The following is a 14,789-nucleotide window of genomic DNA, read 5'->3' on the forward strand; positions in this document are numbered from 1 at the left end:
CAGGTTCAGGACGGTGGCCCGCGCCAGAAACGCCTTTGCAGACCAAGCCCCTCGACGTCGCCATGGGCACCCAGCGACAGGCGCAACGCGCCATGCAGAGCCGTATCATGCACGGTCACACCATGCCGTCGATAGCGTTCGATCACTTGGGGATGAGGGTGACCGAACATGTTGTGTCGCCCTCGGGAAATCAATACGCCACGTGGCGCCGTTGCGCGCATGAACGGCTCGGTGGAGGAACTGCGGCTGCCGTGATGCGGCGACTGCAGCCAGTCGATGCGTGGCGATACGTTTTCTTTCAGCCAGACGCGCTCGGCGGCCGTCTCCATATCGCCAGCGAGCAGTAAGCGCTCGCCCTGAGCCTCGACCAACAATACACAGGAGCGGTCGTTGCTGCTCTTGCCCTGCGGCCAGTGCCACAGCGAGAAATGCACGCCGTCCCATTCCCAGCGCTCGCCGCTGGCGCACGCTTGCGCCTGCAGCGAGGCTGGCAGCGCCAGCGGCTCGCCTGCCAGCACGCGCGCGATCGGCAGTCCTCGATACACCGCCGCAGCACCGCCCGCGTGGTCGGCATGGGCATGACTGATCAACATCACATTGAGCTGATCGACACCGAGCTTGCGCAACGTTGGCAGTACCACGCTTTCCCCAAGATCGCTGAAACGGGTGGCTGGCCCGGCGTCGTAGAGCAGGCTGTGATGCCGCGTACGCAGCAGTACCGCCAGGCCTTGGCCGACGTCCAACTGCCAGATCTCTGCCTGTCCATGCGGGATATGATCGCGGGGCGTCCATAGCGCCAGGAGCATCACCGCCCCCAGCCCCTTGAGCGGCGCGCCGCGCGGTGACAGCAGCAGCGCACCGGCACACACCAGGCTCCAACGCCACAGCGGCAAGGGACGAGGCAGCCACGCCGGTTGCCATTCGGCCAACAGGCCGAGCGTGCGGAACATGATGTCGATCAACCCGCCGGCCGCCCATAACAAACTCTCGCCGACGCCCGTCAGCGGTAACAAGGCCGTGCCGAGCAACGCCAGAGGTAAAACAGCCAGGCTGATCCAGGGCACGGCCAGCAGATTGACCAACGGGGCGCTGAGGCTGATCGGCAGGCCCAGCGCCAGCAATGCAGGCAGCAAACCGATCGCGATCACCCATTGCGCGCGACTCCAGGCTTGCCAAGGACGCCAGCGGCCCAGACGCCCACTGAAACAGTAGATCAAGGTGGCCACGGCAGTGAAGGACAACCAGAAACCTGGCAGCAGGCTTGCCAGTGGCTCGAGCAGCAGCACACCGGTCAGCGCCAGCAATAGCGGAAAGAAGGCGCCCAAGTGGCGAAAGCGCAGACGCCAGAGCAGCACCGTAGCCAGCGTCAGGCAGGCACGCTGCACGGGCACTTGGAATCCAGCCAGCGCCCCGTAGCCCAACGCCGAAGCCATCGCCAGACCACACGCCCAAGGTAGCCACGGCCAGCGCCCAGGCCACACGCCTAGACGAGCCAAGCCGGCAATGACGCCGTAAATCAGCCCTGCCAGCAGACCGATGTGTTGTCCGGAAATAACCAGCAAATGCACGGTGCCAGTGGCCTGCAAGGTTTGCCAGTCCGTGCGCGTCAAGCCCGAGCCATCCCCCAGCAGCAAAGCCGCCAGCACCGATTCACGTCCGTGCGCATCCACTGCCAGCAGCCGCTGACGCAAGCGATCCCGCCATCCGCCTCGGACCGGCTCCAGCCTCTCGCCGGCCTTGACTGTTCCGGTGGCACCGATGCGACGAGCCAGAAACATCGCTTCGCGATCCGCACCATGGGGGTTGAGCAGACCGCTCGGCCGCCTGAGTGTCACCGCCAGTCGCCAGCGTTCACCCGCCCTGATCGTCGGGCCGCCGAACCAACTCAACTGGACGTGCCGAGGCAGCGCACCACGCCGCGACTGCGCATCCTCAAGGTCGAAGCGCACAGTGCCGCCGGAGTGTGCCGGAAGCCCCACCACCCTGCCCTCCAACCACAAGGTGCGGCCATCCAGACCGCTGGCCAGGCGATCGTCCAGGGCCTGCTGCGCCGACCAGCAGGCCCAACACACGCCCAGCAACAGCCAGCCCAGCGGCCAGGCGCGGCTGCGCAGGCACAACAGCGCCAACAACGACAGAAGGAAAAGCCACCCGACCGATGGCAAGGCAGGCCACAAACCCAGGCTCAACAACCCGAGCACCAGCGCAAACATCCCTGTGCGCATAGAAATAGAGCTCCGCAAGCATCAACGCCCCTGCAGCCTAGGCGCCAATGCCCACAGAACTCACTCAATAATTGTCACAAACTCTGAACGAGATTGCGGTGAAATCGCGGCATACTCGCCCTACTCCAGCCCCGGGGGCCTACATGCCGCGCCGATTATTCAAACGCTACATGCCGGATCCGACCAGCATCAGGGAACACAAATCCTTACGCTTCTTCGGCCGATTACTCCATGACCCCAACCTCTGGCACCTGAACCGCCATTCGGTGGCTCGTGCCATGGGTGTCGGACTGTTCGCGGCGCTGATCCCCATTCCCATGCAAATGCTGCTGGCTGCAGCCTTGGCCATTCCCGTACGGGGCAACCTGCCCATTGCCGTGAGCTTGGTGTGGCTGACCAACCCGCTGACCATGCCACCGGTGTTCTTCGTCACTTACATGACCGGGGCTTGGCTGATGCAAGTGCCACCGCGCACGCTGCCAGACGAGTTGACCTTTCAGTGGATCACCGACCAGCTCTCCACCGTATGGCAGCCCTTCCTGCTGGGGTCGGTGGTATGCGGCGTACTTCTGGGCATCGCCGCCTACTTCAGCACACTGTTCTACTGGCGCTGGTGGGTCGGTCGCCAGTGGCGTCGGCGCAAGCTCAGAAGCTCACGCCCGCATGCCACGCCCACTGACCAGGAGTCGGATGCACAGTGCGTAGAGCAGTGCAGTGGCCACCACCATGAAGGTGATCGCGGTGCCAATGCTGATATCCGACACCCCTAGAATGCCGTAGCGGAACGAGTTGACCATGTGCAACACCGGGTTGGCCAGCGACACGGTCTGCCAGAACGGCGGCAACAGGTTGATCGAATAGAACACCCCGCCCAGGTAGGTCAGCGGTGTCAGCACAAAGGTCGGGATGATCGAAATGTCATCGAAATTCCGTGCAAAAACCGCGTTGACGAAGCCCAGCAGCGAAAAGATCGTCGCGGTGAACAGCACCACCACGACCGTCACGCCCAGATGGTGAACCTGCAGATGGGTGAAGAACATCGACAGGATCGTCACGATCACGCCCACTGCCAGACCACGCAACACGCCACCCAGCACATAGCCCACCAGGATGGTATGCGGCGACACCGGCGAGACCATCAGCTCTTCGATGGAGCGTTGAAACTTACTGCCGAAGAAGCTCGACACCACGTTGCCATAAGAGTTGGTGATCACCGACATCATGATCAGCCCCGGCACGATGTACTCCATGTAGGTGAAGCCGCCCATGTCGCCGATCTGCCGGCCGATCAGGTTTCCGAAGATGACGAAGTACAAGACCATGGTGATAGCTGGCGGCAGCAGTGTTTGCGGCCAGATGCGCAGGAAACGACGTACCTCACGGTAGACGATGGTGTTGAGGGCGACCCAATTGGTCCGCAATTCGATACTCATACCGCCACCTTCGAGAGGTTTTTTTCAACCAGGGACACGAACAACTCCTCGAGACGATTGGTCTTGTTACGCAAGCTTTGCACTTCGATGCGCTGCAACGCCAACTGACCGAAAAGCGCAGTGATACCAATGTCCTTGTCCACCTGCACTTCCAGCGTGTGTGGCGTGATCAGCCGGCACGGGTAACCTTGCAGGACCGGAGCGGCGATCAGATCCTGACGCAGGTCGAGCACGAAGGTTTCGACGTGCAGCTTGCCCAGCAACTGGCGCATGCTGGTGTTCTCGACGATGGTGCCGTGGTCGATGATGCCGATGTTGCGGCACAACTGCTCAGCCTCCTCCAGATAATGCGTGGTGAGGATGATGGTGATGCCTTTCTGGTTCAGTTCGGTGAGGAAGCTCCACATCGAGCGGCGCAACTCGATATCCACACCCGCAGTGGGCTCGTCGAGGATCAACAGGCGCGGCTCGTGGATCAATGCACGGGCGATCATCAGCCGGCGCTTCATGCCGCCGGACAGCGAACGCGACTGCACATCACGCTTGTCCCACAGCCCCAACTGAGTGAGGTACTGCTCGGCCCGCTCCTTGGCCAGCTTCGGCGGGATGCCGTAGTAACCGGCCTGGGTCACGACAATGTCGAAGGTCTTCTCGAACTGGTTGAAGTTGAACTCCTGAGGCACAACACCGATGCTGCGCTTGAGCGCGGCAGGCTGGCGGTCCAGATCGTGGCCGAAGACATTCACTGTGCCGCTGGTCTTGTTAACCAGCGTCGAGAGAATGCCGATCGTAGTAGATTTTCCGGCACCGTTGGGGCCGAGCAAGGCGAAGAAGTCGCCTTCGGCAACTTCCAGATCGATGCCCTTGAGGGCCTGGAAGCCGTTGCCGTAGGTCTTGGTCAACTGTCGGATGGACAGAGCAGAACTCATAGCAGATCACGTACCGAAAAAAGGGTTCGGAACACGCCGACTTGGAGCGCCAGCGCAGTAGAGGGTGCGGCCATGGTGCAAGGCCTGACCGCACAAGTACAGTCATGCGTATCGATAGTGACTATCGAAGCACTTGGAGTGTTCGATCAGGTCAAGGCCGTCATAACAGCTGTCTGGTAAGACGGCCGCACTTTCAACCGTTCGTACCAGGCCTCAAGGTGAGGCATCTCTGGACGTTCGATGGGCAACTCGAACCAGGCGTAGGCGAAACTGCCCAAGGGAACATCGCCCATACCGATGTGCTCACCGGTCAAATAGGGTTGCGTCGCCAGAGCCTGGTCAGCAATGGACAGCAACTGTGCGCAGTGCTTGTGCGCCGCGTTGATGGCGACCCAGTCGCGTTGCTCTTCGGGGGTGCGTAGCAACCCCCAGAACAGAGGTCTGAATGGCGCAGCGAGGGATGAAGTGGTCCAATCCATCCATTTGTCTGCCTGAGCGCGTTGACGCGGCTGATCCAAGTACCAACCCTGCTGGCTGCCATATTCAGCACAGAGATAACGCACGATGGCGTTGGACTCCCAAAGTATCAGTTCATCGTCTTCGAGCATTGGCACCAGGCCGTTAGGGTTACGCTGGCGATAATAGGGTTCGTCGACCATGCCAAACGCGCCGCCAGCGTCGATCGAATCGAACGACAGGCCCAGTTCGTGCGCGATCCACAACACCTTGCGCACGTTGCTGGAATTCTTGCGACCCCAGATCTTGATCATCACCACGTCCTCAGGAAGGCAGAGCCGACCAGTCTACTCCTTGTGCCTGACCTCTGTACCGGTAGCGGGCTCTTCTGAAACTCCTGTAGCCATACCCTGTCACTGTTCAGAGCGAGTCATCCTGCGCAGCGCGTCTATGCTTGCGGGGATACCTCGAGCCCTAGCTTCCAAGGAGGAAGGTCTATGTTGCTGTTGTGGTTGGTGGTGCTGGTGATCGGCGCCGCGTATCTCACCCATCGGCGTTTGGCGCCGCTGCACATCATCGGTGCCATCGCGGTCTATGTGCTGCTGATGGGCGTCTTCGCCGATGCCCCTGGGTGGTTGTTGACGCTGATCTGGCTGGTGCTGGCAGCCAAGGTTGCCTTGCTGGTGCTGCCCGAGTGGCGGCGCCGGTTGTTCACCGCCCCGGTGTTCAACTGGTTCCAGCGCACGTTGCCGCCCATGTCGCAGACTGAACGCGAAGCGATCGACGCCGGCACCGTCTGGTGGGACGGCCAGCTGTTCAGCGGCCAGCCCGACTGGAATACCCTCCTCGACTACCCTGCTCCCCAACTCACCGCCGAGGAACAGGCCTTCATTGACGGGCCGACCGAGGAACTTTGTGCACTGGTCAGCGACTGGCAGATCGGCCAGGACCTGGATCTTCCACCGGCTGCCTGGGAACACATCAAAACGCACGGCTTCTTCGCCCTGATCATTCCCAAGGAATACGGCGGCAAAGGCTTTTCGGCCTACGCTCACTCGCAGGTGGCGATGAAACTGGCTACCCGCAGCGGCGACCTGGCCTCAACGGTGATGGTACCCAACTCGCTCGGCCCCGCCGAATTGCTCCTGCATTACGGCACCGATGAGCAACGCAACCATTATCTGCCGCGCCTGGCGCGGGGCGATGAGATCCCTTGTTTCGCCCTCACGGGACCACTGGCCGGGTCAGATGCCGGCGCGATGCCCGACACCGGTATCGTCTGCAAGGGCCAATGGAACGGCGAAGAAGTCATCGGTTTGCGCTTGAATTGGGAGAAACGCTACATCACCCTCGGCCCAGTCGCCACGCTCTTGGGCCTGGCGTTCAAAGCTTACGACCCCGACCATCTGCTCGGCGAGGAAGAGTCGCTGGGCATCAGCCTGGCGCTAATCCCCACTGACACCCCCGGTGTACAGATCGGCCAGCGCCACCTGCCCCTGGGCGCAGCTTTCATGAACGGTCCAAACAGCGGAACGGACGTATTCGTGCCACTGGACTTCCTCATCGGTGGCCAGGACATGCTCGGCAAGGGCTGGATGATGCTGATGAACTGCCTGTCCGTGGGTCGCTCCATCTCGCTGCCCGCCGTCGGCACCGGCGCCGCAAAGTACACCAGCCTGGTGACCGGACAATACGCGCGCATTCGCGAGCAGTTCAATGTGCCTCTGGCCGCATTCGAGGGTATCCAGGAATCGCTCGCGCAGATTGGTGGCAATGCCTGGCTGATGGACAGTGCGCGCCTGCTCACCGCCAAGGCGGTAGACCTCGGTGAAAAACCTTCTGTCCTGTCGGCGATTCTCAAGTATCACCTCACCGAGCGCGGTCGAGCGTGCATCCAGCACGCCATGGACGTGCATGGCGGCAAAGGCATCATCATGGGCCCCAACAACTACCTGGGCCGCAATTGGCAAGGCGCGCCGATTTTCATCACGGTCGAGGGGGCGAACATCCTCTCGCGCAACCTGATGATCTTCGGCCAAGGGGCGATCCGTTGCCATCCGTTCGTCCTCAAGGAGATGGCCCTGGCAGGCCGTGAGGACCGCGATCAGGCACTGAAAGAATTCGATGATCTGCTGATGAAGCACATCATGTTCGCCACCCGCAATGCGGCGAGTACTTTTGTATTGGGGTTAGGTCTTGGACACTTCGACAAGGTGCCGGGCGATGCACTCAGCCAGGGCTACTTCCGTGCACTGAACCGGCAGGCAGCAGCCTTCGCGCTGCTGGCAGACCTGTCGATGATGCTCCTGGGCGGCGCCTTGAAGCGTCGCGAGCGCCTCAGTGCACGACTGGGCGACGTGCTGAGTTACCTGTACCTCTCGTCCGCCGCACTCAAGCGCTACCATGATCTCGGCGCGCCCGACTACATGCAGCCTTTGCTGCGCTGGGCGCTGGAAGAGAGCCTGGGACAGGCAGAAACGGCCCTGGATCGATTGCTCGACAACTTCCCCAATCGCTTCGTCGGCGGCGCCCTGCGGGTACTGGTGTTCCCCTTCGGTCGGCGGCATACCGGCCCCAGCGATGAACTGGACGCTGAAGTGGCTGCGCTGATCGGTCGACACAAAGGTGACCCCGCTCTGGAAGAACTGCTCGCAGGGTGCTTCCGTCCTCAGGCGGATGGCGATCCGGTAGCAGCGCTGCAACAGGCTTGCGATCTACTGGACGACACCGAGCCGCTGCAAAAGGCTGTTCACCAAGCGCTCAAGGAAGGCAAGTTGCACCCTGCGCCCGGCCAGTCCTTGATCGATGCGGCAGTGCAATCAGGTGTGCTGCAGACCGCCGAGGCCGAGCGGCTGCGAGCGGCGGAGGCTGCACGCCGTGTCGTGATCGATGTGGATGCGTTCGACAAAGAGCAGCTCTTACCCACAGAAGGCAAGATTCGCTGAAGTGAATCTCTGACTCGATTGCCGACCGCCCTGCCGGTCGGTGATCGACGCCAATCGCCACCCTGCCCCCGCGAATAAAACCTGCGTATACTCCGCCCCCCGTTTCAATACCCGAGGACAGCCCCATGGCCAATTCCCACCTGGAGTATCACCTGCAACTGCTTCGACATCTGCGCACCATCCTGGTGGCCCTGGGCGAAGCCGAGCAGGTACCGGAAGAAAGCCATCTGCTGTTCCTGGAACGCTTCGACGAACTGTTGAGCCTACTGCCGCAGGATCCACTGGAAAGCCAGTACCTGGGCCAGGACATCATCTGCCAAGTCATCACCCGCTACCCGCAGATCGCACACCTGGTGCCGCGTGATCTGCTCTGGTTCTTCGGTGGCGACTGCCTTCACTACATGCCGGATGACGAACTGGATCTTTATCAGACCCTGGAAGAGCGGCGTTATGAGGCCGAACAGCAGGGCGAGCCGTTTGACTGGCATTTGGAGAAACAACTGTTAAGCGCCCCGGATCAGGGCGAGCGCCACTAGGACTGAGTCACCCGCTGCTTGAGTTGCTAAGCGCCACTGCAATGACGTGGCGCTTTTCTTGAATCAAAGCATGACCGTTGGCTTGGTCCAAGGCGTGTTGAAGGCTCGTTGATGGGGTGACCAACGATAAGGGCCAGTCGAGAACACCTGGCTCGGGAAAACGCAGGAACGAAAAAAGACGCCGAAGCGTCTTTTTTGTGATTCAACAACATTTGAAAACGTTGAAGATCAAGATATGGAGCGGGAAACGAGACTCGAACTCGCGACCCCGACCTTGGCAAGGTCGTGCTCTACCAACTGAGCTATTCCCGCAATGTAAACCAACCACTTGAGGCTTGAAGTGACCTGAGCCCTTCAACACCGCTGTACCGTCATGAACGCCACAGAATTAACTGGAGCGGGAAACGAGACTCGAACTCGCGACCCCGACCTTGGCAAGGTCGTGCTCTACCAACTGAGCTATTCCCGCAAATGGCGTCCCCTAGGGGACTCGAACCCCTGTTACCGCCGTGAAAGGGCGGTGTCCTAGGCCACTAGACGAAGGGGACATACCCAACGCTTTTCAGCGCACCAGGTGTAAAGCCTCGCGGCTGACCCTGGATTTCTTTTCCAACCCTGCCAGACGGCAGCGTCGTGAAACTGGAGCGGGAAACGAGACTCGAACTCGCGACCCCGACCTTGGCAAGGTCGTGCTCTACCAACTGAGCTATTCCCGCAATGGCGTCCCCTAGGGGACTCGAACCCCTGTTACCGCCGTGAAAGGGCGGTGTCCTAGGCCACTAGACGAAGGGGACACACTAGATCTTTTCACTGCCTGCGGCGCTTGGCGAAGAGCTTTACGCTGCAAGTGGCGCGCATTCTAGGGATGCACTCGGAAGCCGTCAACCCCTTTGTGGAAATTTATTTAAATCAATGACTTCCGTAATTCCCTAGTGTGCCCGCACAGGTGCCCGGGGATTGACGTTGCTTTTCTGGCGGCGGCCCGGCAAGCTCGCTGCAAAGTGCCAGCACTGTAGTTTTACGCGCCCGTGCCGACAACGCTATGGGCGCTTGAATGCGCTGCCCGCCAGGCTGCACTGTTCGCGCCCCCGCGGACTCACTACACTCAATGATGCAAAACTTCTTCATGAGGCGTTAACGGTGACACCACTTCTGATCACCCTGCTCATCGTGGCGGGTATCGCGTTGCTGATCGTGATCGGCTACCTCAACAATGTCGTGGAAAACGCCAAGCTCGAACGCACGCGCTTGAAAATCGAGCTCACCGATCGTTTGCGCCGGTGCGGTGAGATCACCGAGACCTTTCCCGGCCAGTTGATGACCCCGGCGCTCAAGCTGCTGCTCACGCGCCTGGAGTTGAACATCAATCAGCGGCAGTTGGCGCTGGACAAGCAAAATAGCGATATAAAGGCGCGAATCGGCGAACTGGAAGCCTTGATCGCCTTGGGCGACAAGCTGCCGGTGAACAATCCGCCTAGCCCGATCCAGACCGAGGCCAAGGCCAAGGACGTGCGGTTTCTGCTTGAATCGCTGCACAACCAGATCGTCCGGGCGACCCAGGAGAACTTCCTGCAGTCCAATGAAGGCAAGTACTGGGTCAAGGAAATCCGCCACATCCTCGTGCTGCTGCACATCGAGTTCTTCAATAACCTGGGACAACAGGCTTTGCAGCAGGGCCAACCCGGGCAAGCCCGACTGGCGTTCGAGCGCGGCGTACAGTATCTGCGCAAGCAACCTGAGCCCAAGCAGTACGAAGAACAGTTGATCTACCTGGAGAAGCTGCTGGCACGGGCCAATGCCCAGGTACTCGACCAGATGGAGCCGACCGAGGACGAACAGAACGCCTTGACCGAAGGCCTCAAGACCGATGAAGACGAAACCTGGAAAAAGCGCGTGATCTACGATTGATCCGCGAATTCACCTGAAGAAGGGCCGCGCTGCGGCCCTTCTGTCTTTCAGCAGTCGCTCAAGCTGAGGAAGATCGAGGCCAAGTGCTCAAGCCCGCGCTGGTCTGCCTCGCTGAAGCGCGCCAAGGTCGGGCTGTCCAGATCCAGCACGCCGATCAACCTGCCCTCTTTCACCAGCGGTATCACCAGCTCGCTATTGGATGCGCTATCGCACGCGATGTGGCCGGGGAATGCATGCACGTCCTCGACCCGCTGGGTCTGCCGGGTCGCTGCCGCAGCGCCGCACACGCCCTTGCCGAAAGGAATGCGCACGCAGGCCACCTGCCCTTGGAACGGGCCGAGCACCAGTTGCTCATCGCGATTGAGGTAGAAGCCCGCCCAGTTAAGGTCCGCCACTTGATGATAGATAAACGCCGAGAACTGCGCGGCATTGGCGATGAAATCACGCTCGTCGGCGAACAGCGCCTGGACTTGCGCCGCCAGAAGTTCGTAGCCATCCAGGCCTTTGCCACTGGCATTGAGGTCGATCATTGATTCTGCTCCAGCAATTGCAGTCCGACCCAATAGCGGGCGAACTGGTAGGCACAACGGCCATTACGGTTGCCACGGCCGGTCGCCCAGCGCGTGGCGAGGATGTCGAGCGCTTCGGTACGCTGCCAAGTCAGTCCGGCGGTCGTGGCAAGCTGACCGATCCAGTGCTCGACCACATCGAGGAAGTGTTCCTGGGTGAACGGATAGAACGACAACCACAGGCCGAAGCGGTCGGACAGTGCAATCTTATCCTCCACCGCTTCGTTGGGATGAAGTTCTCCATCGACCATTTTCCAATTCTCGTTATCGCTCTGTTTCTCCGGCACCAGGTGTCGACGGTTAGACGTGGCATACAGCAGCACGTTGTCAGGCGCCTGTTCGAGGGAGCCGTCCAGTACGCTCTTGAGCACCCGGTAATCACCCTCGCCCGCCTCGAACGACAGGTCGTCACAAAACAGGATGAAACGCTGGTCTAAACCCTGCAACTGTTCGACCACCCGCGGCAGGTCGGCCAGATGATCGCGTTCGATCTCGATCAGGCGCAGCCCCTGACCGGCGTGCTCGGCCAGTAACGCCCGCACCAGCGACGATTTACCGGTGCCACGCGAACCCCACAGTAGCGCGTGGTTGGCAGGCATGCCCTGAATGAACTGGTGCGTGTTGCGACCCAATTGCTCGCGCTGCTGGTCGACGCCGATCAGATCGCTCAGGCGCATATCCAGGCTCACCTGCAACGGCATCAAATAGCCGCTGCGGCCATCACGCTGCCAACGCGCGGCCAGCGTTTCGCTCCAGTCTATAGTCGGCCGTTGGGCCGGAAGCAGCGGCTCAAGGCGCGCAAGCACCGATTCGGCGCGCTCCAGAAATGCGGTCAAGCGGGCGTCCATGATGGCTCCTACGATTTTCAGTGAGGCATGCCCGACGACGGCACACCAGGGAATCAACTGAAATGAACAGACAGACCCGCCAGCAGCCGGGGCTGATCGGCTATGCTTGCGCAGCGCAAAGGGCGTAGAGCCGGCTCGGGAAGCATGGATATCAAGTTCACCAATCGCCTGTCATACAAGCAAGCCCGGTTGACAGTCCTGGTCGGCTTCATCCTGGGGACATTGCTCAGTCTCATCCAGATCGGCATCGATTATGCCAGCGAAGACGCGTCCATCAACCGCGAAGTGCAGGCGCTGCTGCAAATAAGCCACGACCCGGCATCACGCATCGCCTACAACATCGACGCCGAACTGGCTCAGGAACTGACTCGGGGTCTGCTGCAGTCGCCCGCCATCGTGCGTGCTCGGCTGATCGACAACAACGATACCGTGCTGGCCGATGTCAGCCGTCTGCGCCAGGAAAACAGCTACCGGCCGCTAAGCGACTTTCTGTTCGGCGAGCAGCGCCAATTCAAAGACCCGCTGTATCTGGCGCACATGCCCAAGGACTACCTGGGCACGTTGTACCTGGACGTCGACACTTACGCCTTCGGCAGTCGTTTCCTCGAGCGCGCCGGCATCACCTTGCTCAATGGTTTTGCCCGCAGCCTGGTGCTGACGGTGATCCTGCTGGGGCTGTTCTACGTCATGCTGACCAAGCCGCTGGTCACGGTCATCAGCGCGCTGAGCAGCCGCGATCCACGCCAACCCGGACAGGCGCGCCTGGACTACCCCAAAGGCCACGAGCACGATGAGATCGGCGTACTGGTCAAGGTCGCCAACCAACAATTCATCAGCATGGCCACCGAGATTCAGCAGCGGCGCAACGCCGAAAATCGCCTGACTCAATACCTGAACGAACTGGAAGACATCGTCTCGGCCCGTACCGACGAACTCAAAGCCAGCAACAGCCGCTTGAGTCAGTCCAATCAGGAACTGGAGGATGCCCGTCGCCGCGCCCTGGACATGGCCCAGGCGCGCGCGGCCTTTCTGGCCAACATGAGCCACGAGATCCGCACACCGCTCAACGGCATGCTCGGCATGCTTTCCCTGGCGATGGACAGCGGCCTGAGCGGCGAGCAACGCCAGCAACTGTCGATCGCCCACGATTCGGGCAAGGTGCTGGTGGAACTGCTCAACGATATTCTCGACCTGTCCAAGTTCGATGCCGGGCAACTGGAGTTGGAACGCATTCCATTCGACCTCGGCACCTTGCTCGAGGACACCGCCAGCCTGCTGTCGCAGAATGCCGCGGCCAACGTCGAGCTGACCTGCCTGATCGCCTCGGACTTTCCGGCGAGCGTGCTGGGCGACCCAACCCGCGTGCGGCAGATCGTCAGCAATCTGTTGGCCAATGCGTTGAAGTTCACGCGCTTCGGACGGGTCGATGTGCGCCTCTCGAGCATCGTCGGCGGCATTCGTCTGGAGGTGTCGGACACCGGCATCGGCATCCCCGAAGATGCCCAGGCGCGCATTTTCCAACCCTTCACCCAGGCCGGTGCAGGTATCACCCGCCAATACGGCGGCACCGGTCTGGGTCTGACCCTGACCCGCAACTTGTGCAAGGCCATGCACGGGCACCTGACCATTGAGTCGCAGACCGGATTCGGCAGCCGCTTCAGTGCCGACCTGCCCTTGCCCGCCCACCTGGAGGCGGTCCCCCCGCCTGCGCTGCATGGACGGATCGTGGCCCTGACCAATGCCGCCAGCGGTCTGGCCGAACTGCTCGATCGCCTGCTACCGAACTGGGGCTTGGACTACGGGCGCTGCGAGCACACCGAGGAGCTCGACAATGCTGCCCTGGACCTGTTGATCTGCGACGATGCCGAGCAACTACCTGACCTGCGCAAGCGAACACACGCACCGATCCTGCTGATCACCGCGTATGGCAATTTCCTGGCCGCCGAGCAGGCCCTGCGCCTGGCGCCCTTGCATCAACTCGCACGCCCGCTGGCACGCAATACGCTCTATCAACTGCTGCGCCGAACGCTACAAGGGGAAAACGGTAACCCACTGCCGGCAGGTACAGCGCTATTGGCCGAGCGGCGGGCGCACATCCTGCTGGTCGAAGACAATCCGGTGAACCAGCTGGTGGCCATCGGCATGCTGGGAAAACTCGGCTGCCAAGTGCAAGTGGCTGCCCACGGCGCCGAAGCGCTGCAGATGCTCGAACACGACCGCTTCGACCTGGTGCTGATGGACTGCAACATGCCAGTGATGGACGGTTACGAAGCCAGTAGACGCATTCGTCAGGACGGTCGCTGGAGTCAGTTGCCGATCGTGGCCCTGACCGCTAACGCCATGCCCGACGAGCGCGAGCGCTGTCGCGCAGCGGGCATGGACGACTATCTGGCCAAGCCGTTCCGCCGCGAAGAACTGCTGGCACTCATCGACCATTGGGTACCGTTCAACGGCTGAGCAGCCGCTCGATGTCGGCCTCCAGTGCCTGGGGCTTGGTGGTGGGTGCGTAGCGGGTGATCTTGCCGGTAGAGGGATCGAACAGAAACTTGGTGAAGTTCCACTTGATCTTCTGGGTGCCGAGTACGCCGGGGGCACGGCGCTTGAGCTCGGCGAACAGCGGATGGGTACCGGGTCCGTTGACCTCGATCTTGCGAAACAACGGGAAGCTCACACCGAAATTCAACTCGCAGAACTGCGCGATCTCGTGCGCATCCCCCGGCTCCTGCTTGCCGAACTGGTTGCAAGGAAAGCCCAGCACCACCAGGCCGCGACCGGCGTAGGCCTGCCACAGTTTCTCCAACCCTTTGTACTGCGGGGTAAAGCCGCACTGACTGGCGGTGTTGACCACCAGCAGCGCTTTACCGGCAAAGTCGCCCAAGGTTTTCTGCTCACCGCCGAGGGTGAGGCAGGGAATGTCCAGCAGCGCATCGGTCATGGGGG

The 14,789-nt window shown here is 61.1% G+C and carries 12 protein-coding genes and 5 tRNA genes; 5 read left to right on the forward strand and 12 right to left on the reverse strand.

Annotation, left to right across the window (positions count from 1 at the left end; translation table 11 throughout):
- Positions 1-5: 5 nt before the first annotated feature.
- Positions 6-2,225 carry a DNA internalization-related competence protein ComEC/Rec2 gene (locus ACK2SD_RS17510; RefSeq protein WP_412460447.1) on the reverse strand — a complete coding sequence of 740 codons (2,220 nt, stop codon included), beginning with the start codon at positions 2,223-2,225 and terminating at the stop codon, positions 6-8.
- Between the two features lie 143 nt (positions 2,226-2,368).
- On the opposite strand from ACK2SD_RS17510, the gene ACK2SD_RS17515 reads away from it, so the two are divergent.
- Positions 2,369-2,995, forward strand: coding sequence for a DUF2062 domain-containing protein (locus ACK2SD_RS17515; protein ID WP_116887815.1), 627 nt, complete (start codon positions 2,369-2,371; stop codon positions 2,993-2,995).
- On the opposite strand, the gene ACK2SD_RS17520 is transcribed toward ACK2SD_RS17515, so the two are convergent.
- The 3 genes from ACK2SD_RS17520 to ACK2SD_RS17530 all read right to left on the reverse strand — a co-directional run bounded on the left by ACK2SD_RS17520 (position 2,879) and on the right by ACK2SD_RS17530 (position 5,357).
- Positions 2,879-3,658 (reverse strand): ABC transporter permease, encoded by a 780-nt coding sequence (locus tag ACK2SD_RS17520; protein ID WP_029612976.1) that lies wholly within the window; start codon positions 3,656-3,658, stop codon positions 2,879-2,881. The genes ACK2SD_RS17515 and ACK2SD_RS17520 overlap by 117 nt on opposite strands.
- Positions 3,655-4,587: an ABC transporter ATP-binding protein gene (locus tag ACK2SD_RS17525; protein WP_029612975.1), complete on the reverse strand. Its 933-nt coding sequence runs from the start codon at positions 4,585-4,587 to the stop codon at positions 3,655-3,657. Before ACK2SD_RS17525 ends, ACK2SD_RS17520 begins: the two co-directional genes overlap by 4 nt.
- A gap of 146 nt (positions 4,588-4,733) precedes the next feature.
- Complete coding sequence (locus ACK2SD_RS17530) at positions 4,734-5,357, reverse strand: glutathione S-transferase (RefSeq protein ID WP_412460448.1); 624 nt, start codon at positions 5,355-5,357, stop codon at positions 4,734-4,736.
- Positions 5,358-5,540: 183 nt separating this feature from the next.
- On the opposite strand from ACK2SD_RS17530, the gene ACK2SD_RS17535 reads away from it, so the two are divergent.
- A complete protein-coding gene (locus tag ACK2SD_RS17535) occupies positions 5,541-7,988 on the forward strand; it encodes an acyl-CoA dehydrogenase (RefSeq protein WP_412460449.1) in 2,448 nt (815 codons plus the stop codon).
- A 125-nt stretch (positions 7,989-8,113) separates the two neighbouring features.
- Entirely contained in the window at positions 8,114-8,524 is a 411-nt protein-coding gene (locus ACK2SD_RS17540) for a PA2817 family protein (RefSeq protein WP_304484470.1), read from the forward strand.
- A 236-nt stretch (positions 8,525-8,760) separates the two neighbouring features.
- Here the strand turns inward: ACK2SD_RS17540 and ACK2SD_RS17545 are convergent.
- The 5 genes from ACK2SD_RS17545 to ACK2SD_RS17565 form a co-directional block, all read right to left on the reverse strand.
- A tRNA-Gly gene (locus tag ACK2SD_RS17545) sits at positions 8,761-8,836 on the reverse strand.
- An 81-nt stretch (positions 8,837-8,917) separates the two neighbouring features.
- Positions 8,918-8,993: transfer RNA gene (locus tag ACK2SD_RS17550), tRNA-Gly, on the reverse strand.
- Positions 8,994-8,996: 3 nt separating this feature from the next.
- Positions 8,997-9,072 (reverse strand) — tRNA-Glu (locus ACK2SD_RS17555).
- A gap of 92 nt (positions 9,073-9,164) precedes the next feature.
- A tRNA-Gly gene (locus tag ACK2SD_RS17560) sits at positions 9,165-9,240 on the reverse strand.
- 2 nt (positions 9,241-9,242) lie between these two features.
- Positions 9,243-9,318: transfer RNA gene (locus tag ACK2SD_RS17565), tRNA-Glu, on the reverse strand.
- Between the two features lie 346 nt (positions 9,319-9,664).
- Here ACK2SD_RS17565 and ACK2SD_RS17570 point away from each other — a divergent pair.
- Complete coding sequence (locus ACK2SD_RS17570; protein WP_412460450.1) at positions 9,665-10,432, forward strand: hypothetical protein; 768 nt, start codon at positions 9,665-9,667, stop codon at positions 10,430-10,432.
- Positions 10,433-10,479: 47 nt separating this feature from the next.
- Here the strand turns inward: ACK2SD_RS17570 and ACK2SD_RS17575 are convergent, their stop codons facing one another.
- Positions 10,480-10,962 (reverse strand): GAF domain-containing protein, encoded by a 483-nt coding sequence (locus tag ACK2SD_RS17575; protein ID WP_039576275.1) that lies wholly within the window; start codon positions 10,960-10,962, stop codon positions 10,480-10,482.
- Positions 10,959-11,849, reverse strand: a complete 891-nt coding sequence (locus tag ACK2SD_RS17580) for an ATP-binding protein (protein ID WP_412460451.1) — start codon at positions 11,847-11,849, stop codon at positions 10,959-10,961. The genes ACK2SD_RS17575 and ACK2SD_RS17580 overlap by 4 nt, the downstream gene beginning before the upstream one ends.
- A 102-nt stretch (positions 11,850-11,951) precedes the next feature.
- Between ACK2SD_RS17580 and ACK2SD_RS17585 the strand changes: the two genes are divergently transcribed.
- Positions 11,952-14,306 carry a response regulator gene (locus tag ACK2SD_RS17585; RefSeq protein WP_412460452.1) on the forward strand — a complete coding sequence of 785 codons (2,355 nt, stop codon included), beginning with the start codon at positions 11,952-11,954 and terminating at the stop codon, positions 14,304-14,306.
- Here ACK2SD_RS17585 and ACK2SD_RS17590 read toward each other — a convergent pair.
- Positions 14,296-14,784: a glutathione peroxidase gene (locus tag ACK2SD_RS17590; protein WP_412460453.1), complete on the reverse strand. Its 489-nt coding sequence runs from the start codon at positions 14,782-14,784 to the stop codon at positions 14,296-14,298. The two genes, ACK2SD_RS17585 and ACK2SD_RS17590, sit on opposite strands and share 11 nt — an antisense overlap.
- Between the last annotated feature and the right edge of the window lie 5 nt (positions 14,785-14,789).

It is taken from the genome of Pseudomonas sp. SC11, from assembly GCF_047039205.1.
GTDB lineage: Bacteria > Pseudomonadota > Gammaproteobacteria > Pseudomonadales > Pseudomonadaceae > Aquipseudomonas > Aquipseudomonas boreofloridensis.